The following is a 21211-nucleotide window of genomic DNA, read 5'->3' on the forward strand; positions in this document are numbered from 1 at the left end:
TGGTTACTGCAAGCGAGAGGAAAGCCTAATGGAATTTTTGCTGGACCCTTCGATACTGGTTGGTTTGCTTGCTTTAGTTGTTCTAGAGATTGTTTTAGGCATTGATAACCTAGTTTTTGTAGCGATTTTATCGGATAAATTGCCTCCGGCTCAGCGGGATAAAGCCCGTATCATTGGGCTAAGTTTGGCATTAATTATGCGTTTATTACTGCTCTCGGTGATGTCTTGGTTGGTCACATTGACGAAACCGCTGTTTCACGTTGCGCAATTTGCATTCTCTGCGCGTGATCTGATTATGTTGGTGGGGGGAATATTTCTACTCTTCAAAGCCACCACTGAATTGCATGAGCGGCTAGAAAGCTCGGGAGAAGTAGAGCAAGAGAGTAAGGGGTACGCAGGGTTCTGGGCGGTTGTGATCCAAATAGTGATCCTCGATGCAGTCTTTTCTCTGGATGCTGTCGTCACGGCGGTAGGGATGGTCAGCCATCTGTGGGTAATGATGACGGCTGTCGTTATTGCGATGATCTTGATGCTTATCGCTTCAAAACCCCTTACTCGGTTTGTCAATGCCCACCCGACGGTGGTTGTGCTCTGCCTGAGCTTCTTATTAATGATTGGATTGAGCTTAGTGGCAGAAGGATTTGGTTTCCATATTCCTAAAGGCTATCTGTACGCTGCGATTGGTTTCTCTATTATCATTGAATTTTTCAACCAAATCGCGCGCCGTAATTTTCTTAAATCCGAAGCGAGACGGCCTATGCGTGAACGGACTGCCGACGCTATTTTACGGTTAATGGGAAGTCGCTATCGTACGGCCAGCTCAGAAGTCGTAGGCGAAACGACAGCAGAGAATGCGCAGGCCTCACGGACTTTTAAAGATGAAGAACGTTTCATGATCAATGGGGTGCTGACACTGGCGTCCCGTTCGATTCGTAGTCTTATGACACCGCGTAATCAAATCTCATGGGTGGATGCAGAAGCATCGGTCGATGATATTCGTGTGCAGTTATTAGATACGCCTCACAGCCTGTTCCCTGTGGCGCGCGGTGAGTTAGATGAAATTATTGGAGTCGTCAGGGCGAAAGAGCTATTGATTGCTCTTGACCATGAACTGGATGTTGTCACCTTTGCTGCTCGCACGCCTGCGATGATCGTTCCAGAAACCTTGGACCCTATTAATCTTCTGGCTGTACTCCGTCGCGCTAAAGGCAGTATCGTGATGGTGACCAATGAATTTGGTGTTGTGCAAGGCTTAGTCACCCCTCTAGACGTTCTCGAAGCTATCGCCGGAGAATTTCCGGACGAAGACGAAACCCCAGATATTGTGGCGGAAGGTGAAGCTTGGTTAGTGAAGGGTGGTACGGATCTTCACTCCTTAGAGCAGCATTTGAATGTCTATGACTTAGTTGACGAGTCACATTCACATGCCTCGCTTGCGGGGCTGTTAATTGGCCAAGCTGGGCAGTTACCGGTAGAGGGTGAAGTGATCAGTATCGGTGAACTAGACTTTACAATTCTAAGAGTCAAAGACTACCGCGTTGAGCTTGTCCGAGCCAGCAAGCGGCAGGCTGACACCGAGAGCGAAGACGTTCATTAAAGGGCGACAAAAAAAGGCCGATTAAATCGGCCTCTTTTTTAGTCACACTGTACTTTTATCGCGAGCCCACCCCGAGAGGTCTCTCGGTATTTAGCATTCATATCCTTGCCCGTTTCGTACATCGTCTCGATAACTTTATCCAGTGAGACACGAGCTTGGCTGGTGCGACGCAGCGCCATTCTGGCAGCATTGATCGCTTTGACCGCTGCAATGGCGTTACGCTCGATACAGGGCACCTGTACCTGTCCGGCGACAGGATCACAGGTTAAACCCAGATTGTGTTCCATACCAATCTCTGCGGCCACGCAGACCTGCTCTGGACTAGCGCCTAACAGTTCGGCCAGTCCGGCCGCAGCCATCGAACACGCCACGCCAACTTCTCCTTGGCAACCGACTTCCGCACCAGAAATCGAAGCATTCATCTTGTAAAGAATCCCGATTGCACCTGATGCTAAGAAATAGTGGCGGGCAATATCGGGTGTGACAGGCTCTACAAATTGATCGTAATATGCCAGGACCGCAGGGACGATACCGCATGCTCCATTGGTTGGTGCAGTGACCACACGTCCGCCTGCCGCGTTCTCTTCATTGACGGCTAAGGCGAACATATTCACCCAGTCAATAACATTCATCGGATCATTATTATGGCGATGATTAGCCACCAGCAGGCGGCGTAGCGGAGCGGCTCTGCGGGGTACCCTGAGTGGCCCCGGTAATACGCCTTCAGTATTGAGTCCCCGATCGATGCAAGCTTGCATTGCGGCCCAGATAGCGGAAAAGTACTCATTGATTTCCTGCTTCGAATGCAGCGCTAGCTCGTTTTTCATGACCAGCCCGGATAAGGAAAGCCCAGTCTGATGGCAAGCGTCTAACATTTCTAAAGCGGAATGGAAAGGATAGGGAACTGTGACGGTGTTCAGCACCGGTTGGCCGAATTGTGACTCTTCGACAATAAAACCACCGCCAATTGAATAGTAGGTCTGAGAGACCAACAGCTTGTCCTCTTGCCAAGCGGTGAAGGTCAGTCCATTTTCGTGTAGCAATAGCGCCGTCGAATGGAATAACAAATCTTCCTGCTCATCAAACGCAATCTCATGTTCACCTAGCGCTAAAAGAAGCCGCTGACGCGCGCGTGCATCGGCGAGAAATGCCGGAAGGGAATCAATATTAACTGTATCCGGTGATTCCCCCGCCAAGCCCATAATAATGGCGGTATCAGTATGATGGCCTTTTCCGGTTAGGGAGAGAGAACCGTAAATATCGACAGTGACGCGCGTTGTCTGACTCAATAGCTGTTGGGCACTTAACATGTCGACAAAAAGCTTTCCGGCTTTCATGGGACCGACAGTATGAGAGCTCGACGGACCAATACCGATTTTAAACATATCAAAAACACTAATCACGTGGCGTTACCTTGCATCGACGAAAGCTAAATACCCTACAACTAGGGCTAATCAACAGTGATTATACCATTACTAAAGTAAAAAGAGAGTGAAACGCTCGCACTCGCAAAAATATCATTAATATTAATTGTACGGTACACAAGGCCATCAAGGGGCAGCGTTACCCGTCAGATGAAGGAGGATGTTGGCTGTCATTCCCCAAATCAGGTGTGAACCATATGGAAGAAAAGGTAACTGCTGTGAGCCGAAAGGTAATCTTACATAATGAGTTGGCTCGACAAGGTGCGTGAGAGGAATCTCGAAGACCTCTTCAACCTCATCGCGATTAAGGCTGAGACGAAAACCTGGCTGTACCAAGGCGAGGAAGGGTTTCACACAATGCTCGGTGCGGCTATTTACCGTGGGTAACGCACCTACATTTTGAATAAACTGAGGAGCAATGCCAACTTCCTCGTAGGTTTCACGTAGTGCGGTCTGATACAAAGAGCGGTCTGTTGGGTCTCGTTTTCCCCCCGGAAAAGCCACTTGACCAGGATGGTCACGCAGCTGGCGGCTGCGTCGAGTAAACAGTAACGTTGGACTTTGTGGATGGTTAATGATGGGCACCAATACCGCCGCTGAATGAGACGTCTCACTCAGGGAGTCATGTAACATTGGCGTCAGGAGGTAGTGGCTTAAAAAGCGAGACAAGCAATTATTCATTTTCATGTCCCAATGCTGAGAGGAGAGGTAATATTTTGCTGACTTTATGGAAGGTTTCCTGATATTCCTCTTGCCATTCGCTATCAGCCACCACACCGCCACCAGCTGAACAGTAAAGTTGTTGATTTTCGGCTACCAATGTTCGAATAGTGATACTGGTATCCATGTTTCCGCAGCGGCTGATATAGCCAATACTGCCACACCATGCATTACGCCGATGAGGCTCAAGTTCGTCTATGATCGCCATTGCCCGAATCTTGGGCGCTCCCGTTATGGAACCGCCTGGAAAACAGGCGCGTAATAAGTCTGTGGGGGAGACAGTAGTGGGAAGGGTGCCCGTTACCGTACTGACCAAATGATGCACGGCAGGAAAAGATTCAATTGCGAAGAGTGAAGGCACCTCAACACTTCCTGGTAACGCAATACGTCCTATATCGTTGCGTAATAGATCAACAATCATAAGATTCTCGGCACGATTTTTAGTGGATTGCGCCAACCACTGTTGTTGGGCGAGATCACGCTGAGGATCAGGGTCACGCGCAACCGTTCCTTTAATCGGTTTAGTTTCAATCCGGCTACCCTTCACGCGGATAAACCGTTCAGGCGACAGAGAAATCAGCGTCGAATTGGGTAAACGGATGAACGCACTAAACGGAGCACGGTTAGCGTCGCTGAGCGCCTGATAAGCCTGCCATTCGCAACCTTGATAGCCAGCGCTGAAGCGTTGCGCTAAATTTACCTGATAGCAATCTCCCGCCAAGATATAGGCTTGCACCTGTTCGAATTTTTGCCGGTAAAGGGACGCATCCATATTGCTTTGCCAATCACTGGTCAGTGTAAAGGGCGCGACTGGCTTAGCAGTCTGTGCAGTTAGCCAAGCGAGCCGTTGTTGCGCGTCAGTTAGGCTCACCAAGGTTAAGCGTTGCGCGGAATGATCGGCGATTAACGCCCAATCGTAAATACCCACCGCCATATCCGGGCAATTCAGGTCGGAACGGGCTTGCGAGGGCAGCGCTTCAAAGCGTCGGCCGAGATCGTAGCCCCACAGACCTAACGCACCGCCGCAGAAAGGCAGGTTTTGTCGAGAGACCTCAGGCAAACGCATTAAAGCTTGATCAACCAGTAATAAAGGATCTGCTAAAGAACTGCGTGTGTGGCCATCTTCTTCAATCACTGTTTCTTGCCCCCAGGTCGAGAGTGTGACCAGAGGGTCGGCGGTGAGGATATCAAACTGAGCATCGGTATGAGGCGATTGGGCTGAGCTAAGAAGCATTGCCCAAGGTAATTGCGCGAGGTTGGAAAACCATGTCTCCGCGGCAGCTTGATGATAAGATAGTGAGATACATTCAGGTGATTTAAGCGTCATGACTCAAGAGGTTCTTAATGTTCAACGGATTACCGGCATTATCGCATCAACAACAGCAACAAGCGGTCGAGCGAATTCAGCAATTAATGTCTGAAGGCCTATCAAGTGGTCAAGCAATTTCTCAAGTTGCACAAGAAATTCGTGAAAATTACCAAGGCGAGCCGCAACTCGCCCGCTTTGAAGAAGATGATGATGAATAAGGTATCGGTTATAAAGCGGCGATAATTTTTATCTCAACTTTATAACGGGGATCGACCAGCCCAGCCAATACGGTACAGCGCACAGGGGCATTGCCAGGCGAGACCCATGCATCCCATGCTTGGTTCATCGCTGCAAAGTCAGCGTGGTCAGTGAGAAAAATTGTCGCATCGAGGACTTTTGATTTGTCACTGCCCACCCGAGCCAAGATTCTGTCGATAACCGCTAATGCATTTTCAGTTTGAGCAAACGCATCAGCGTCAAGATTTTCCGGTACACTGGTGTAATATACAGTTTGATTATAGATTACGGCTTCGGACATACGATGTTCAGGATCGAGGCGTTGAATAGTCATGAGTGTCTCCTTTTTTGGGGTCAGCCTGACATAAGCGAGTAAAAATGTCATCTCTAATCCTCAATCCCATCAGGACAACCTCGTCGAAGGAGTTAGTTTGACCGACGATTTTTCACAAGAGGGCAATTTAGCGCAAGCTATCCCCGGTTTTCGCGCGCGTCATGCGCAGCAGGTTATGGCTAAGGCGATCAGTGATGCCATAAAAGATAACTCGACGTTATTAGTTGAAGCCGGTACGGGGACAGGAAAAACCTATGCTTATTTGGTTCCCGCGCTGCGCTCGGGAAAAAAGGCTATCATATCCACTGGCTCGCGAGCGCTTCAGGATCAACTTTATCATCGTGACCTGCCGACCATCGTTAATGCGCTGAAGTTTCGTGGTAAAACTGCCATCCTTAAAGGGCGCAGTAACTACCTTTGCCTAGAACGGCTCGATGCCCAAAATAGCGCGGGGGGGGATCTTCCAGTCCAACAGCTCTCTGAACTGGTTAATGTGCGGGCGTGGGCCAGTATGACGCAAGAGGGGGACACCAGCCAGTGTGCTGCAGTTCCTGAAGATAGCCCATTATGGCCGCTGGTGACGAGTACTAACGATAACTGTTTAGGTAGCGACTGCCCGCAATATGAGCAGTGCTATGTAGTGAAGGCGCGTAAACGTGCGCTAGATGCGGATATTATTGTCGTTAACCACCATCTCTTTTTAGCAGACCTTGTGGTGAAAGAGGGGGGATTTGGCGAACTGATCCCTGAGGCTGACGTCATGGTATTCGATGAAGCCCATCAGCTACCCGATATCGCCAGTCAGTATTTTGGACAGCAGTTGACGAGTCGACAATTACAAGATTTAGCGCGTGATATCACCATCGCTTACCGCACCGAAGTGCGTGAGGTCACCCAGTTACAAAAGGCGGCCGATCGATTGGCCCAAGCCACTCAAGACTTTCGGCTTGTTTTAGGGGAGCCGGGATTTAGGGGAAATTTACGTACATTACTCGCGGATCCTTCGCAACAGCGGATGCTACGCCTTCTCGATGATGCCTTGGAGCTATGTTACGACGTGAGTAAGCTTAATCTTGGACGCAGTGCACTACTTGATGCAGCCTTTGATCGTGCCGGGCAATATCGTAATCGTCTAAAGCGGCTGAATAATACCCAAGAGCCGGGTTTTAGCTATTGGTATGAATGCAGCCGTTACCACTTTACGCTAGCCTTGACCCCCTTGAGCGTGGCTGAACGTTTTCAAGAGATCATTAAGGCCCGTAAGACCAGTTGGGTATTCACTTCGGCGACATTGGCCGTTAATGGTGAGATGAATCACTTCGCTGAACGGTTAGGGGTACAACAAGCCCAACAGCTAATGTTGGAAAGCCCGTTCAATTATGCGCAGCAAACGTTATTGTGCGTACCGCGCTACTTGGCCGAAACCCGTCAGTCACGCACTGCCCAACAATTAGTATCACGCTTAACACCGCTGATAGAAGCGAACGATGGACGATGCTTCTTTTTGTGTACCTCATACCAGATGATGCGTGAGCTGGCCGTCCTTTTTCGCGAGACTATAGAACGCCCGGTACTGCTCCAAGGTGAAACCAGCAAAGGCCAGCTACTCGAACAGTTTCTGGCCGCGGGTAATGCATTATTGATCGCTACCAGTAGTTTTTGGGAAGGGGTAGATGTACGGGGCGAGGCGCTCTCCATGGTGATTATCGATAAGTTACCTTTTGCATCGCCTGAGGATCCATTATTAAAGGCCCGAATGGAAGATGCACAGCTTAAAAGTTATGATCCCTTTTACCATGTGCAACTTCCCGATGCCGTCATCGCCCTAAAACAGGGGGTGGGTCGGTTGATCCGTGATGAGCAGGATCGAGGGGTACTGATTATTTGTGACAGTCGCTTAGTCACGCGGCCTTATGGTGGGGTCTTTGTGAAGAGTCTGCCGGAATGTCCCCGCACCCGTGATCTTGATGTGGTACTCGATTTTATCCAGCGGCAGTAAGCTGGCTTTTACTCTCCGCCAACTCTGTGTACACTTGCGGCCAAGAAATACGGTATATGATGAAGACAAATTTAATGACTGATTATTCTCTCGACACACGACTTTTAGCCTTGGACACGGCCACTGAAGCCTGCTCAGTCGCTTTATTAAATCAGGGGCAGATCGAGGCCCAATTTGCGCTAACGCCTCGTGAGCATACCCAGCGTATTCTCCCTATGGTCGAACACGCATTACGAGACCAGCAACTCACTTTGCAACAGTTGGATGCTCTGGTCTGTTGCCTAGGCCCCGGTAGCTTTACCGGTGTACGGATTGGAATTGGTATTGCCCAAGGTTTAGCCTATGGTGCGCAACTATCGCTGATCGGTATTTCTAGCCTTGAAGCGCTAGCCGAGGGGACTTGGCGTCGGCATCAAGCAGAGAAAGTCTTGGTTGCAATTGATGCGCGAATGGGGGAAGTCTACTGGGCTACCTACCAGCGGGATGAGCAAGGGGTTTGGCAGGGTAAAGAGACTGAACAGGTGCTTTCACCTCAGGCTGCAGTGGAAAAAATGCACAGCCTAACGGGTGAATGGATGACGGCGGGAACCGGTTGGCAGGCTTACCCTGAGTTACTTGCGGGACATAAGCTGACGTTACAGCAAAGTGAGAGCCTGCTACCTCAAGCCGAAGATATGCTACCCTTAGCTTATCGTCAGTTACAGGACGGTCACCTTATCCATCCCGCGGAAATTGAGCCTATTTATCTGCGTAATGAAGTGACGTGGAAAAAGTTACCTGGGCGTTGAGTTGTTTTGGAAACTATTTAGCCGTCAATCTGTCTATTGTTTCAGTCTGATTGGGAGTGCGTTATGAAATATTATCACCGTGCTGTATTGGCTTGTCTTTTGCCCCTCGTTTTCTTAACGGGTTGCGTCTCTATTCCTAAATCGATTCAAGGTAACGCACCGTTACCCCAACAAGATTTTACACGCGTAATGAATGCGCCAAGCCTCTATATGGGCCAAGAATCACGCTTTGGCGGGAAAGTCATTAAGGTGACCAACCATGATAATGTCACTCGTGTCGAGTTGATGGTACAACCACTTGACGATGGCGCTCGGCCGATACTTGGGGCAGCATCTCTGGGGCGTTTATATGCTGATATCCCCAGTTTCGTCGATCCGGCAGAGCTTTCTAATCAATACGTGACCGTTCTTGGAAATATACAGCGGGTCACTCCCGGTAAAATTGGTGATCAAAACTATACCTTTTTGGTCATCAGCGTGACGGGTTACCAACGATGGCACCTCACTCAGCAAGTCATGACGCCACCGATGCCGATGGATCCATGGCTGTGGTACGGTCCGCGCTATGGCCGCCGGGGGTTCATCGACCCGTGGTGGAGTTACTCAATGCAGGGACCAATGCCTGTGCAAACTTTCCTGTCCGAATAGGATATACTGTGTCAGCCGGTCGCCGAAGGTGGCCGGTTTTTTTATGGGAGAATGGTGAGGGAGGAAGGTAACTTCACCGAGCTTAACAATAAGGAGTTTTATTTTTGATGAATAGTCAGCAGTCTCCAGCAGTAAGTCGAGGAATGGCTTCACACCGAGGCGTTTCTCGACTTAATGCTGAAAACACGTTTACTCAGCGTTACGATTCACTCTTGGATATGTTCGAAACGGCGGTCGCGCGTTATCCCGAACAAACAGCTTTCTCTAACCTTGGGGCGTCGTTAAGCTATCGCGAGCTGGATAAGCGGAGTAGGGCATTAGCTGCCTACTTTCAACATCAATTCAGGATTGTTGCTGGTCAACGAATCGGCTTGATGTTACCTAATTGTTTACAATATCCTATCGCGCTGTTCGCCATCATCCGCTGTGGTGCCATTGTGGTGAATATCAATCCTCTCTATACCGCGCGTGAGTTACGCCATCAACTGCACGATAGTGGCATCGATACCCTCGTTATTCTCAGTAATTTTGCACACACCGTGCAGCAAGTGATGACAGACAGCCCGGTGAAGCATGTCATTGTCAGTGAGCTGGGCGATGAGCATTCGCCACTACGGCGCAAGATGATTCATGTTACGCTGCACTACATCAAGAAAAAGGTGCCGAAGTGGCAGTTCGCCCATCAATCCTATCGTGATTGTCTGAAACACGGTCAAGACCTGCCTTATCAACGTCCGGTTATCGGTTTAGACGATATCGCCCTTCTACAATATACCGGTGGTACCACTGGTGTAGCAAAAGGCGCGATGCTGACTCATGGGAATCTACTCGCCAACATTGAGCAAATTAAAGCGGTATACGGCGACTTATTAGTCCCCGGGCAAGAGAAAATTGTTAGCGTTCTGCCTCTGTACCATATTTTTGCGTTGATGATTAACTGCTTACTATTTGTCGAACAGGGAGCAAGTAATCTTTTAATTACTAACCCTCTAGACATGGATAGCTGGGTAGCCTCGTTGAAAAAGATAAACTTTTCGGTGCTCTCCGGGGTCAACACGCTTTATGCGCGGTTACTGAATCACTCGGGCTTTCGCCAATTGGATTTCTCTGCGTTGAAGATCAGTGTGGCCGGAGGTATGCCGATTCAGAGTCATGTTGCGGCGCAGTGGCAGAGTTTGACGGGTATCCCGATCGTTGAAGGGTATGGGCTAACTGAATGCTCGCCGCTGGTGGCGGTCAATCCTTTATCAATACAGCAACACACCGGCACCATCGGATTACCTATCGCTTCTACCGAGATTGTCCTCCTTGATCAACAGGGAGCTCCAGTACCCGTAGGGCAACCGGGCGAGCTTTGTGTAAAGGGGCCACAGGTCATGAAAGGTTATTGGCGGCATTCGCAGGAGACGTCTTCGGTTATCGATACCCAGGGATGGTTTCATACCGGTGATATCGCCCTTATTACTGAGCAAGGTCTACTGAAACTGGTGGATCGAAAGAAAGATATTATTATTGTTTCGGGTTTCAACGTTTACCCCAGTGAAATCGAAGCTGTGCTTCATGAACATCCACTTATTAGCGAAGCGGTAGCGGTGGGGGTTGCTAGCGAAGTCAGTGGCGAGGCGGTGAAAGTATTTGTGGTACGCAAGGAAGTAAGTTTGACTGAGGCCCAGATTATTCGTCACTGCCGTGAGCAGCTGACAGGTTATAAAGTCCCTAAGATTATTGAATTTCGCGATACGTTACCTAAGAACCCTTTAGGTAAAGTTTTACGTCATGCGCTCACCACAGTCGTACAGCCTGAGAAATGACAGCTCGCGACGGTGGACCCCTGTTACAGAGAGAAATTATGCTAAGTTATCGTTATATAGAGACCGATCGTCAGTTGAGTGACTGTTGCGAAGAGGCACGTAAAGTCGATGCGATCGCGTTGGACACTGAGTTTGTCCGTACACGTACTTATTTCCCATTACTAGGATTAATTCAGCTTTATGATGGTCAGCACGTAAGTTTAATAGATCCGTTGCAGATTACTGATTGGCAACCCTTTGTAGAGGTGCTAGCCGATAAGAATGTGACCAAATACTTGCATGCTGGCGGTGAAGATCTTGAGGTATTTTTAAACCGCTTTGGGGTGGTCCCAACACCTATGCTCGACACACAAATTATGGCAGCTTTTCTTGGTCATCCATCATCCTGGGGCTTCGCCGCAATGGTTGCACACCATACTGGGATCCAGCTGGATAAGAGTGAATCCAGAACGGATTGGTTAGCCCGTCCGTTAACCGAAAAACAGTGTCAATATGCGGCAGCAGACGTCGAATATTTATTGCCTATCGCCCAACAACTCCATCAACAAGCTGTGGCAGAAGGGCAACTCGCCTATATTGAAAGCGAGTGCGCATTACAACTTCTTAGACGTCAGATTACCGTTGATCCACGTTTAGCATATATAGATATTTCACAAGCTTGGCAATTAACGCCTCGGCAGCTAGCCATTCTGCAATGTTTAGCTGAATGGCGATTAGATTATGCGCGGCAGCATAATATGGCGGTGAACTTCGTGGTGAAAGAAGAGCTACTGTGGAAGACGGCGCGCTTTAGCCCATCATCTCTAGCAGAATTAAGGGAACTAGGGGCAATAGGGCCTGAAATACGTTTCCACGGCGATACTTTATTAAGGTTGGTCAAGCAAGGTAAAGCCGTTGACGAGAAAGACTTACCTCGACCAGTAAAAAATATTATCGAAATCCCCCATTATCGCCAGCTTTTTGCACAGTTAAAAGAGGCGGTAAAGCAGGTCAGCGCAAGCAGTGGGTATAGCCAAGAGATGTTAGCTTCCCGTCGTCAGATAAATCAACTGATCAGCGCTCATTGGAAATTAAAGCCCAACGAAACGCAACCGGAATTACTTTATGGATGGCGTGGGGAGTTATTAACGACCGCCCTTAATAAGATATTAGCGCAATACTAAGTGAGGAAGAGCGGTGGAGAACCGCTCTTTCTTAACCACTATTTTTCCGCTTCTTCCGCTTCAGGTAAGGTGACATTAAGCTCGAGAATGGAGATGTCTTCTCCTTTCTGATCGAGTTGTACCGTTACCATATCAGGATCGATCTTCACGTATTTACAGATAACTTCTAAAATATCGCGCTTTAACTGTGGCAGATAATGCGGTTCGCTATCTCCACGGCGACGTTCAGCAACGATGATTTGTAAGCGTTCTTTCGCGATATTCGCGGTATTTTTTTTTCGGGATAAAAAGAAATCTAACAGCGCCATGGTTTATCCCCCAAACAGGCGTTTTAGGAAACCCTTCTTCTCTTCTTCAATAAAGCGGAAGGGACGTTCTTCGCCGAGCAAGCGTTCGACCGTATCACTGTATGCACGACCCGCATCAGACTCTTCATCAAGAATCACGGGCTCACCTTGGTTAGAGGCACGCAGTACAGATTGGTCTTCCGGGATCACGCCGACCAGAGGAATATGTAAAATCTCTAATACATCTTCCATGCTTAACATGTCGCCACGGTTAACTCGGCCCGCGTTATAACGGGTTAATAACAGATGTTCTTTGACAGGCGTTTCACCTTTCTCAGCACGGCGAGACTTAGAAGCAATGATGCCCAAGATTCGGTCTGAGTCACGTACAGAAGATACTTCAGGGTTAGTCGTAATGATCGCTTCGTCAGCGAAATACAACGCCATTAAAGCCCCCGTCTCAATCCCTGCTGGCGAATCGCAGACGATAAAATCAAAGTTCATTTTCTTTAATTCATTCAGAACTTTTTCAACGCCTTCGTAGTTTAATGCGTCTTTATCGCGCGTTTGCGAAGCGGGGAGGATATACAATGTCTCAGTACGCTTATCTTTGATAAGTGCTTGATTCAAGGTGGCATCACCTTGAATAACATTGACGAAATCATAAACCACACGGCGTTCACAGCCCATGATAAGGTCAAGATTACGAAGACCGATATCGAAATCGATAACGACTGTTTTTTTTCCTTTACGGGCGAGACCCGTTGCGATGGCTGCGCTTGACGTGGTTTTGCCAACGCCCCCTTTACCTGATGTAACTACAATTATGCGTGCCATATTTCTTGATTTCCTTAACTTAAGAAAAGGGGTCTAATTTAGAGATTCAATAGCCAGTGTACCTTCACGTAAGGCTAAACGAGCTGCTTTGGTAAAAAATTCACTTGGAATTTGATCCATGATCCAATATTCACCCGCGATGGATACCAATTCCGCTGCGAGATGAGTGCAAAATATTTGTGCTTGCTGATCACCACTGGCACCGGCCAGCGCACGTCCACGCATATTGCCATAGATATGAATATTGCCATCTGCCACTAGTTCAGCCCCAGCGCTAACGCTACTGGTCACGATAAGGTCGGCATTACGGGCATAGATCTGTTGGCCTGAGCGAATAGGGGTATCGATGATACGCGTGCGAAAGTTTTTTTCGTCTTCTTGAGCTTTTATCGTTTCAATTGGCTCAGGATTAGCGGGCGGGGCTTTCTGAACAGCGGTTTTACCTTCATTAAGTAAAGGCGTTCCTATCGAAGCAATTTTAATCTTGAGTTCTTCGTCTTTACACCCGCTAATACCGACAATCTTTAGTCCAGACCGAGACACGGCATGATGCATACTTTTCCAATCAACAGTGCTGTTTAACGATGCAACGTTAACCACAACAGGCGCGTTCGCCAAAAATGCTGGCGCTTGGGCGATTTTTTCCTGAAGGGCTTTTAACACCACGTCAGGCTGTGGATGATTTATATGGACAACAGAAAGTGTGAAGTTGCTGCCTTTGAGTTCAATGGGCGTCTGTGACATCTATACTTATTCAGTCCTGTGATTTTTTATACACCTTACCTGACTTTCCGAAAGAGTAAAGTCCTGCATAAGGCTAATATTTTGTTAACCCTAAGCATGTTATAATCCTCGTATTCATCAGGCAAGCAACCGAGTTACATTATTCGGAGAAATTTATGATTTGTGCAATATATCGTAGTTCGTTACGGGACCAGACATACTTATATTTGGGAAAAAAAGATGATTTTGGCTGTGTTCCCGAGGCATTAATGAAAGGATTTGGTAGACCGCAATTATCGATGGTTATTTCGCTAGAAGGCAGAGAACGTCTGGCTTCAGCAGATATTAATAAAGTAAAACAACAGCTTGTCGAGCAAGGTTACTACCTGCAGATCCCACCTCCGGTTGAGAATCTGCTGACGGAACATTTAGCGACCGAATCTAAGGCTGGCTAAGATTCATCTGTAAATGCCCAATTAGGTATTAAGATGGATAATGAACTAAATAAGTAATGTGAACCTGTTATTTGGATTGATTTATGACAATGCTTCCTTTTTGGCAAACAAAAAGTCTTGAGCAAATGAGTGATAGTGAGTGGGAGTCGGTTTGTGACGGCTGTGGTCAATGTTGCTTGAATAAGTTACAAGATGCTGATACCGATGAAATCTACTTCACCAATGTCGCCTGTAACCTTCTCAATATCAAAACCTGCCAATGTCGGCATTACGACAATCGCTTCGCCTACGAGCCAGATTGCATAAAGTTAACGCGCGACAACCTTCCTACTTTCTCATGGTTACCGAGAACCTGTAGTTATCGGCTGTTAGCAGAAGGCCACGATTTACCCGCTTGGCACCCTCTGAAAGTTGGATCAGCGAAAGCTATGCATGCGCAGCGTATTTCGGTCAGGCATATTGCAGTGAGAGAAAGTGAAGTAAGGAATTGGGAGGACCATATTATTCCTAACCCAGAATAATGGCACTGGCCACGCTTAAAGCACGTGGCCGTGTTAAGTTATGAACGATTTTTTTTAGGACACGGAAGCTGACTCGCAAGTACGATCAAGCCTATTACAAACAATACACCGCTTATTCCAACTAACCATTGTGGCATCGTCATCGATAACCACTCCCAACCTTTATCAGTACAATTTCCTGTTGCTGTGAAAATAGCGGGGAACCATTGATTCAAGGGCAGCCATTGTGGAAATCTTGGAAAGAAATCACAGGTTGCGAACAGGGGGGGGTGAAGCTGTAGCTGAGTTTGCTCCCAGGCTAAGGCGAAAGTTTTTGCCGCAGCCACTAGCCAGCCAATCATCGCGATAAAACGCAAAGGCGTTTTCGGCGCAATAGCGCCAATTAAAGCCGCTAATAGTAGCCCAGCCAACGCTGCCCGCTGATAGACACAGAGCACACAAGGCTTTTGCCCTAAGAAGAACTGGAAGCCCAACGCGGTAAGCTCTAATACTAATACTCCAGTCGCGAGCAATAACCATGCGCCTCGGTGTTGGGAGAAGTGTTTTAATTTCCGTAACATAACGTTCCTGTAGTCGAAAAGGGAAATACCGCCGAAGATAGTAGCAAAGAACGTGATGGGATCCTAACGGTCATCTTTGCCGCTTGAACCCGACACTATCATTCTCCCCTCGTTGACCAATCCTCACTGTATTTATATTAAAGACTAGTGATTGATGCTGATTAAATTAAAATAGTCAGAATTAAAATTCATTCTATTTTTTAGTTAAAATGCCAAATTTAATATAATTAATCGTTTATAAATTAATCACTTTGATATTTTCTTAGCATTTTTATTCGAAAAGTAAGCATAAAAAACTATGTTTTTAAATATGCGTATAAATTATTGTTTTTTTCTCTAAAAATAACGTGAAATAAACCTCTGTGATTTACCGGACTGCTATAGGTCATTTCACTAGATAGCGGGGTGGTTTTAGGATTAATGTTCTGTGAGGGTTCTATGCGAGTGCTGATTATCGGTGGTGGTGTGGTAGGGGTGACAAGTGCTTGGTATCTTGCTGCTGCGGGCCATGACGTCACTGTGTTGGAAAAACAGTCTGGGGTAGCAATGGAGACCAGTGCAGGCAATGCGGGGCAAATTTCCCCCGGTTACGCTGCACCTTGGGCGGCACCAGGCATCCCGCTTAAAGCGATAAAGTGGATGTTTCAAAAACATGCTCCATTGGCGATTCGGCCAGACGGTAGTCGTTTCCAACTGTCATGGATGTGGTCGATGCTGCGAAACTGTACGTTAGATCATTATCAAGAAAACAAAGCGAGAATGGTAAGGATCGCCGAATACAGCCGCGATAGTCTACGAGCGTTACGTCAAGAAACGGGTATCGTGTACGAAGGGCGGCAAGGGGGCACTCTCCAGCTTTTTCGTACTGCGCAACAATTTGATAATGCTGCTAAAGATATCGCGGTTCTTCAAGAAGCCGGCGTGCCATTTAATTTACTCGAATCGCACCAACTCACGTCGGTTGAACCTGGGCTGGCTAATAGCCTTGATAAATTAACGGGTGGACTACAACTCCCAAATGATGAAACGGGTGACTGTAAGCTCTTTACGCAACGTTTAGCGCAGCTTGCTGAACACGCGAACGTTAAGTTTCTGTTTAATCAGAATGTTGAACGCTTAACGGTCGACAACAATCGCATTACGTCAGTGGTGGCGAATGGTCATTCACTAGACGCCGATGCAATTTTAGTGACGGCGGGGAGTTGGTCCACATCGTTACTCAAGGGATTAGTCGATATTCCTGTCTATCCGCTAAAGGGCTATTCCATTACCTTACCAATCACCGACGAAACCCGCGCACCGGTGTCAACAGTACTCGATGAAACCTATAAAGTTGCGGTCACACGTTTCGACCAGCGTATCCGCGTGGGTGGCATGGCAGAAATTGTTGGTTTTAACAGCGAACTCCCTAGCGTAAGACGAGAAACACTGGAGATGGTCGTCAATGATCTCTATCCTAATTCAGCGTCGCTGGCCGAAGCCAACTACTGGACGGGGTTACGGCCGATGACGCCAGATGGCACGCCAATTGTCGGCAGGACACCGATAAGTAATCTTTATTTGAATACCGGCCATGGCACGCTAGGTTGGACGATGGCCTGTGGGTCTGGACGATTGATTACGGATATTATCTCTGGCCGTACGCCGGATATCGCTGCGGATGATTTATCCGTATATCGTTATCTACCGGGTTTTGAATCACGAACGTTACATTTACAGTCGCAAAACGGCTGAATTGAGGAGCGAGTTAACGATGTCTAGGCCGATAAAGGCAACTGTCAACACCACCGCATTGAGCCATAACCTCGGCAGGGTGAAAGCGCTCGCACCGGCATCAAAAGTATGGAGTGTGGTCAAAGCGAATGCCTACGGCCATGGCCTTGCGCGCTGCTATCAAGCGTTCGCCTCGACGGACGGTTATGCATTGCTCAATTATGAAGAAGCTATTCTGCTACGAGAGGCTGGGGTGACTCAGCCGATCTTACTGTTAGAAGGTTTTTTCAAACCTGAGGATTTAGCGTTAATTGAAGCCTACCAGCTGACTACGGCGATACACAGTGATTGGCAACTGCAAGCGCTAGCCGACTATGCAGCGAAAAAGCCCATTGCGGTTTACGTAAAAATCAATAACGGTATGAACCGTTTAGGCTTTTCGCCTGATCGCATTTTGCCCCTATGGCAGACGTTGCAAACACTGCCTGCGGTGGGAGAAATCACGCTTATGTCACACTTTGCGCGAGCAGATGAAGGCCCCGCATTTATTCGTGAGCCCTTACAGCGTCTAAAGCAGGCAACGGGGATGCTTGAAGCACCACGATGCTACGCCAACTCAGCAGCGAGCCTCTGGCATCCCGAGACTCATCATCAATGGATACGACCAGGGGTCGTCTTATATGGCGCATCACCGACGAGCTGCGCGGAGGATATTGCGCCATTCGATCTCCGCCCAGCGATGACATTAAGCAGTGAGATTATCGCGGTACAACAGGTTGCAGCGGGTGAGGGGGTTGGCTATGGACACCGTTACATGACGAGGACATCCCAGCGCATCGGAATCGTCGCATGTGGCTATGCGGATGGCTATCCTCGGCATGCACCTTCCGGCACACCCGTCTGGGTCGCGGGGAAAATGTGCAAAACTGTCGGCACCGTCTCAATGGATATGCTTATGGTCGATCTAACCGACTGTCCTGAGGCCGCGATTGGCAGTCCCGTCGAATTATGGGGCGCCCGACTGCCTGTTGATACTATCGCACAAGCAGCGGGCACGGTAGGTTATGAACTATTAACCGCGGTCACTCAGCGCGTCCCCTTTACGGTGATCACCTAACTCACTTCACTGAGGTGAGGGATCCTTTGATGTTTAAGCTGGTCAACCAAGCAATGGTGGCTAGCAGTCCACCTAATAGCATCATTATCGCCAGTGCAACATAGGGAGAGAGTGGGAGTAGCAATATGACTAAACTTCCTCCTGCACCTCCGGCCATCTGAATAAAACCGAGCAACGCTGACGCGACGCCAGCATTCTGCTGAAAAGGCGCCAAGGCGTAACTTGTTGCGGGACCCATAATAAATGCTAATCCTGCCACGGATATTGCCACTGGGATCATGTAGCTCAACCAGTGCGCAAGAATGGCTGGTGCCAGTAAGTAAGGCTCTAAAAAAAGGATAACGCCTGCCAAGGTCATCGATAACGTGCCGAGCAACAAACAGAATGGGCGACCACATTTGGGAATAATACGATTGGCCAGCGCGCTCACCGCCATTATCCATAATCCGTTGACACCAAAAATCACTGAAAAGCTAAAAGGAGATAAGGCGTCGTGCTCCATGAGTACCGTGGGCGCTAGAGATACGTAGGTCAAGACCATTCCTAACGCACTGGCAATTGAAAAGGTAAAAGCCAAAAATGCAGGTTGTTTGATAATCGACAGGTAAGTGCCGGCGGGAAAGATTGCACTACGCTGGGTCGAGTGTGGACGCGTCTCGGGTAGCCACTTATAGACAACGATCATCAGCACGAGGCCATAAAGAAACAGAAAGCTAAATGGCGCACGCCATCCCCAATAATTCGCCAAGATTCCGCCGAGCAGTGGGGCCAGGGCGGGAACGATATTTAACGATCCATTAAGAAAACTGTAGGCTCGTGCCGCATCATCGCCCTCGAGTCGATCGCGTACGCCACTAAACGCCACCACCGCGGTACAACATACCGCCATACCTTGAATAATACGTGCGACAAGAAATATTGGCCAATTGATAGCGAGGGCTGCGAGGGCGCTACCTAATAAGTAGAGGCCTAGCCCGACTAAGGCGATAGGTTTTCTTCCATAATTATCGACCAAAGGGCCGGAAATTAATTGCCCAATTCCCATCACTAATAAAAACAATGGGATTGTTAATTGAATGTGACTGACCGGTGTCTGCAATCCTGACGCGATATAAGGTAGCGTCGGCAGAAAGAGATCGATGCCTAAGGGCGAAAGTAGAACTAAACATAATAATAAAGCAATAAAATAGCGTGGGGAAATCATTACTCTTCTTCTTCTAATATACGTAAACCGACACGCGATATCGTGTCATCATCTTTTTCTGCAACAGTCAATTCAAGCTCCAACCACTGCAAGGCATCACCCACCACCGGATTACGGCCCAATTTCTCAATCATCAACTGCGATAAACTTTTTCCAACGGAGTCATCACGGGTTAATGTTAATCCATACACCGACGCAACTTGTTCTAATGAGGCTTGACCGTCCAGAATAAAATCACCGAAGAAACGTTGGTCCAGATCGACTGGCGGCGTTTGACTGAACATGTTGCCGAGGGCGGATAAATCACGTTCGCGTCCAATAACACAGAGAATATCATTTTCTCGCAGGCGGGTAGAGCCGCGAGGGTGCATCAGGACATTATCTCTGAATAAAGCCGTGATCCGAGTATGTTCTGGCATTTTTAGCTCACGCAATGGGGCATTGATACACCAATTTTCGGAGCCTAATTGATAGACATACTGCTCCCACGGGCTGTCAGGATGGATATCTAGACTATTACGTTGGAAGGGGTATACCGTGCGCGGCACAATCACTTTTGCAAGCTTTGCCGCGAAAGCGAGGGTACTACCTTGAAGCAGCAGGGAAACCATCACCACAAAAAAGGCGATATTGAAATAGAGTGAGGCATTATCAAGACCCGCCATCATCGGGAATACCGCGAGAATAATGGGGACGGCTCCTCGTAACCCCACCCAGCTAACAAAGCACCGTTCACGTAAACTAAAAGTCTTGAAAGGCAGTAAGCCGGCAAATACAGAAAGTGGTCGGGCTATAAAAATCAGCCATAGCGAGAGTAATAGGGCTGGCAACGCGATTTTCCACAGATCGCTCGGTACGACCAACAGGCCCAAAACAATAAACATGCCAATCTGACTAAGCCATGCTAAACCATCAAAAATTTGGGTGATCCCTGTGCGGTTACGAATACCGTTATTACCTAGCCAGCAACCCGTTAGGTAGACGGCAAGAATGCCACTTCCCCCGAGCAAAGTTGTTAAGGCGAAAACCAGTATACCGCCGCTGACCGCAAGCAGTGGATAAAGTCCTGCAGGCAGCGATATCTGGTTAATCAGCCGCTGTAACGTGAATCCGCCAAGCAGGCCGATAAGAATGCCTAAGCCAAACTCGCGTACTAATTGGATAATAAAGTTAGCGTCAATACCGTGATGGTGTTGCTGAATCATCTCAATTAACGTCACGGTTAAGAATACCGCCATCGGGTCGTTACTGCCTGATTCGATCTCGAGGGTTGAGCTAACCCGTTGGTTTAATCCTTTATCGCCGATCAAGGAAAACACTGCTGCGGCATCGGTCGAACCAATAATGGAGCCGATTAAGAAACCCTGCATGAGGTCAAGGTGAAACAGGTATGCAGCAAATGCACCGGTTAACCCAGCGGTGATTAGCACACCGACTGTCGCTAAAGATAATGAAGGCCAAATGGCGATACGAATGGAACCGATACTGGTACGCATACCGCCATCAAGCAAAATGACCGCTAAGGCGAGATTTGAGACCAGATAGGCGACCGGATAGTTATTGAAGACTATTCCACCGATACCTTGTTCGCCTGCGAGCATCCCCAGTGCCAAGAAGATGACGAGAATAGGGATACCTAACTTCGACGAAAAAGAGCTCAGTAAAATACTGGCGGTGACGAGTACCGAGCCGATAATAAATAAACTATTGATTGTACTTGAATCCATATTGGCTCATTCCTAACACCCGCTGAAGTGATGAGAG

At 48.1% G+C, this 21211-nt stretch carries 21 protein-coding genes; 11 read left to right on the forward strand and 10 right to left on the reverse strand.

The window, feature by feature from the left end; genetic code table 11:
* The first annotated feature begins 28 nt into the window (after window positions 1–28).
* The gene (locus MKR94_RS00265) at window positions 29–1597 is read left to right on the forward strand and encodes a TerC family protein (protein WP_241644897.1); all 1569 of its coding nucleotides are present in this window, start codon (window positions 29–31) and stop codon (window positions 1595–1597) included.
* Between the two features lie 38 nt (window positions 1598–1635).
* On the opposite strand, the gene MKR94_RS00270 is transcribed toward MKR94_RS00265, so the two are convergent.
* The 3 genes from MKR94_RS00270 to pabB form a co-directional block, all read right to left on the reverse strand.
* Window positions 1636–3000 carry an L-serine ammonia-lyase gene (locus tag MKR94_RS00270; protein ID WP_241644902.1) on the reverse strand — a complete coding sequence of 455 codons (1365 nt, stop codon included), beginning with the start codon at window positions 2998–3000 and terminating at the stop codon, window positions 1636–1638.
* Between the two features lie 147 nt (window positions 3001–3147).
* Window positions 3148–3708 (reverse strand): CoA pyrophosphatase, encoded by a 561-nt coding sequence (locus MKR94_RS00275; protein ID WP_241644904.1) that lies wholly within the window; start codon window positions 3706–3708, stop codon window positions 3148–3150.
* Window positions 3695–5068, reverse strand: coding sequence for an aminodeoxychorismate synthase component 1 (gene pabB / locus MKR94_RS00280; RefSeq protein ID WP_241644906.1), 1374 nt, complete (start codon window positions 5066–5068; stop codon window positions 3695–3697). The genes MKR94_RS00275 and pabB overlap by 14 nt, the downstream gene beginning before the upstream one ends.
* Window positions 5069–5085: 17 nt before the next feature.
* Here pabB and MKR94_RS00285 point away from each other — a divergent pair, with 17 nt between their 5' ends.
* A complete protein-coding gene (locus tag MKR94_RS00285; protein ID WP_048913128.1) occupies window positions 5086–5268 on the forward strand; it encodes a YoaH family protein in 183 nt (60 codons plus the stop codon).
* Window positions 5269–5276: 8 nt separating this feature from the next.
* On the opposite strand, the gene MKR94_RS00290 is transcribed toward MKR94_RS00285, so the two are convergent.
* Window positions 5277–5621: a RidA family protein gene (locus tag MKR94_RS00290; protein WP_214216339.1), complete on the reverse strand. Its 345-nt coding sequence runs from the start codon at window positions 5619–5621 to the stop codon at window positions 5277–5279.
* A 97-nt stretch (window positions 5622–5718) separates the two neighbouring features.
* On the opposite strand from MKR94_RS00290, the gene MKR94_RS00295 reads away from it, so the two are divergent.
* The 5 genes from MKR94_RS00295 to rnd all read left to right on the forward strand — a co-directional run bounded on the left by MKR94_RS00295 (window position 5719) and on the right by rnd (window position 12030).
* A complete protein-coding gene (locus MKR94_RS00295; RefSeq protein ID WP_241644907.1) occupies window positions 5719–7620 on the forward strand; it encodes a DNA repair helicase YoaA in 1902 nt (633 codons plus the stop codon).
* A 59-nt stretch (window positions 7621–7679) separates the two neighbouring features.
* A complete protein-coding gene (gene tsaB / locus MKR94_RS00300; RefSeq protein ID WP_241645290.1) occupies window positions 7680–8408 on the forward strand; it encodes a tRNA (adenosine(37)-N6)-threonylcarbamoyltransferase complex dimerization subunit type 1 TsaB in 729 nt (242 codons plus the stop codon).
* Window positions 8409–8471: 63 nt separating this feature from the next.
* Complete coding sequence (locus MKR94_RS00305) at window positions 8472–9056, forward strand: Slp family lipoprotein (RefSeq protein ID WP_241644908.1); 585 nt, start codon at window positions 8472–8474, stop codon at window positions 9054–9056.
* A 143-nt stretch (window positions 9057–9199) separates the two neighbouring features.
* The gene (locus MKR94_RS00310) at window positions 9200–10867 is read left to right on the forward strand and encodes an AMP-binding protein (RefSeq protein WP_241645291.1); all 1668 of its coding nucleotides are present in this window, start codon (window positions 9200–9202) and stop codon (window positions 10865–10867) included.
* 38 nt (window positions 10868–10905) lie between these two features.
* Window positions 10906–12030, forward strand: a complete 1125-nt coding sequence (gene rnd, locus MKR94_RS00315) for a ribonuclease D (protein ID WP_241644910.1) — start codon at window positions 10906–10908, stop codon at window positions 12028–12030.
* Window positions 12031–12068: 38 nt separating this feature from the next.
* Here rnd and minE read toward each other — a convergent pair whose 3' ends face one another.
* Genes minE through minC form a run of 3 tightly spaced genes read right to left on the reverse strand, consistent with a single transcriptional unit; the run spans window position 12069 to window position 13898 of the window.
* Complete coding sequence (gene minE / locus MKR94_RS00320) at window positions 12069–12338, reverse strand: cell division topological specificity factor MinE (RefSeq protein WP_062812076.1); 270 nt, start codon at window positions 12336–12338, stop codon at window positions 12069–12071.
* A 3-nt stretch (window positions 12339–12341) separates the two neighbouring features.
* Window positions 12342–13154, reverse strand: coding sequence for a septum site-determining protein MinD (gene minD, locus MKR94_RS00325; protein WP_099822771.1), 813 nt, complete (start codon window positions 13152–13154; stop codon window positions 12342–12344).
* 33 nt (window positions 13155–13187) lie between these two features.
* Entirely contained in the window at window positions 13188–13898 is a 711-nt protein-coding gene (minC, locus tag MKR94_RS00330; protein WP_241644913.1) for a septum site-determining protein MinC, read from the reverse strand.
* Window positions 13899–14053: 155 nt separating this feature from the next.
* On the opposite strand from minC, the gene MKR94_RS00335 reads away from it, so the two are divergent.
* Both MKR94_RS00335 and MKR94_RS00340 read left to right on the forward strand, forming a co-directional pair.
* A complete protein-coding gene (locus tag MKR94_RS00335; RefSeq protein WP_241644916.1) occupies window positions 14054–14332 on the forward strand; it encodes a YcgL domain-containing protein in 279 nt (92 codons plus the stop codon).
* Window positions 14333–14415: 83 nt separating this feature from the next.
* Window positions 14416–14853, forward strand: coding sequence for a YcgN family cysteine cluster protein (locus tag MKR94_RS00340; RefSeq protein WP_048913119.1), 438 nt, complete (start codon window positions 14416–14418; stop codon window positions 14851–14853).
* A gap of 38 nt (window positions 14854–14891) precedes the next feature.
* On the opposite strand, the gene dsbB is transcribed toward MKR94_RS00340, so the two are convergent.
* A complete protein-coding gene (gene dsbB / locus MKR94_RS00345; RefSeq protein ID WP_241644919.1) occupies window positions 14892–15413 on the reverse strand; it encodes a disulfide bond formation protein DsbB in 522 nt (173 codons plus the stop codon).
* Window positions 15414–15851: 438 nt separating this feature from the next.
* Between dsbB and MKR94_RS00350 the strand changes: the two genes are divergently transcribed.
* Window positions 15852–17147 (forward strand): D-amino acid dehydrogenase, encoded by a 1296-nt coding sequence (locus tag MKR94_RS00350; RefSeq protein WP_241644921.1) that lies wholly within the window; start codon window positions 15852–15854, stop codon window positions 17145–17147.
* 19 nt (window positions 17148–17166) lie between these two features.
* Window positions 17167–18243 (forward strand): alanine racemase, encoded by a 1077-nt coding sequence (gene alr / locus MKR94_RS00355; protein ID WP_241644925.1) that lies wholly within the window; start codon window positions 17167–17169, stop codon window positions 18241–18243.
* A 1-nt stretch (window position 18244) separates the two neighbouring features.
* Here the strand turns inward: alr and MKR94_RS00360 are convergent, their stop codons facing one another.
* Window positions 18245–19447, reverse strand: a complete 1203-nt coding sequence (locus MKR94_RS00360; protein WP_241644927.1) for a multidrug effflux MFS transporter — start codon at window positions 19445–19447, stop codon at window positions 18245–18247.
* Window positions 19447–21174 (reverse strand): potassium/proton antiporter, encoded by a 1728-nt coding sequence (locus tag MKR94_RS00365; RefSeq protein WP_241644930.1) that lies wholly within the window; start codon window positions 21172–21174, stop codon window positions 19447–19449. The genes MKR94_RS00360 and MKR94_RS00365 overlap by 1 nt, the downstream gene beginning before the upstream one ends.
* Window positions 21175–21211: the final 37 nt, after the last annotated feature.

Source organism: Rosenbergiella metrosideri (assembly GCF_022602565.1).
GTDB classification, from domain to species: domain Bacteria; phylum Pseudomonadota; class Gammaproteobacteria; order Enterobacterales; family Enterobacteriaceae; genus Rosenbergiella; species Rosenbergiella metrosideri.

Coding starts and splice junctions, on each gene's coding strand:
- MKR94_RS00265 (WP_241644897.1), top strand. CDS start 29: ATGGAATTTTTGCTGGACCCTTCGATACTGGTTGGTTTGCTTGCTTTA.
- minD (WP_099822771.1), bottom strand. CDS start 13,154: ATGGCACGCATAATTGTAGTTACATCAGGTAAAGGGGGCGTTGGCAAA.
- MKR94_RS00305 (WP_241644908.1), top strand. CDS start 8,472: ATGAAATATTATCACCGTGCTGTATTGGCTTGTCTTTTGCCCCTCGTT.
- MKR94_RS00310 (WP_241645291.1), top strand. CDS start 9,200: ATGGCTTCACACCGAGGCGTTTCTCGACTTAATGCTGAAAACACGTTT.
- dsbB (WP_241644919.1), bottom strand. CDS start 15,413: ATGTTACGGAAATTAAAACACTTCTCCCAACACCGAGGCGCATGGTTA.
- MKR94_RS00335 (WP_241644916.1), top strand. CDS start 14,054: ATGATTTGTGCAATATATCGTAGTTCGTTACGGGACCAGACATACTTA.
- MKR94_RS00290 (WP_214216339.1), bottom strand. CDS start 5,621: ATGACTATTCAACGCCTCGATCCTGAACATCGTATGTCCGAAGCCGTA.
- alr (WP_241644925.1), top strand. CDS start 17,167: ATGTCTAGGCCGATAAAGGCAACTGTCAACACCACCGCATTGAGCCAT.
- pabB (WP_241644906.1), bottom strand. CDS start 5,068: ATGACGCTTAAATCACCTGAATGTATCTCACTATCTTATCATCAAGCT.
- MKR94_RS00365 (WP_241644930.1), bottom strand. CDS start 21,174: ATGGATTCAAGTACAATCAATAGTTTATTTATTATCGGCTCGGTACTC.
- MKR94_RS00275 (WP_241644904.1), bottom strand. CDS start 3,708: ATGAAAATGAATAATTGCTTGTCTCGCTTTTTAAGCCACTACCTCCTG.
- minE (WP_062812076.1), bottom strand. CDS start 12,338: ATGGCGCTGTTAGATTTCTTTTTATCCCGAAAAAAAAATACCGCGAAT.
- rnd (WP_241644910.1), top strand. CDS start 10,906: ATGCTAAGTTATCGTTATATAGAGACCGATCGTCAGTTGAGTGACTGT.
- minC (WP_241644913.1), bottom strand. CDS start 13,898: ATGTCACAGACGCCCATTGAACTCAAAGGCAGCAACTTCACACTTTCT.
- MKR94_RS00360 (WP_241644927.1), bottom strand. CDS start 19,447: ATGATTTCCCCACGCTATTTTATTGCTTTATTATTATGTTTAGTTCTA.
- MKR94_RS00340 (WP_048913119.1), top strand. CDS start 14,416: ATGACAATGCTTCCTTTTTGGCAAACAAAAAGTCTTGAGCAAATGAGT.
- tsaB (WP_241645290.1), top strand. CDS start 7,680: ATGAAGACAAATTTAATGACTGATTATTCTCTCGACACACGACTTTTA.
- MKR94_RS00285 (WP_048913128.1), top strand. CDS start 5,086: ATGTTCAACGGATTACCGGCATTATCGCATCAACAACAGCAACAAGCG.
- MKR94_RS00350 (WP_241644921.1), top strand. CDS start 15,852: ATGCGAGTGCTGATTATCGGTGGTGGTGTGGTAGGGGTGACAAGTGCT.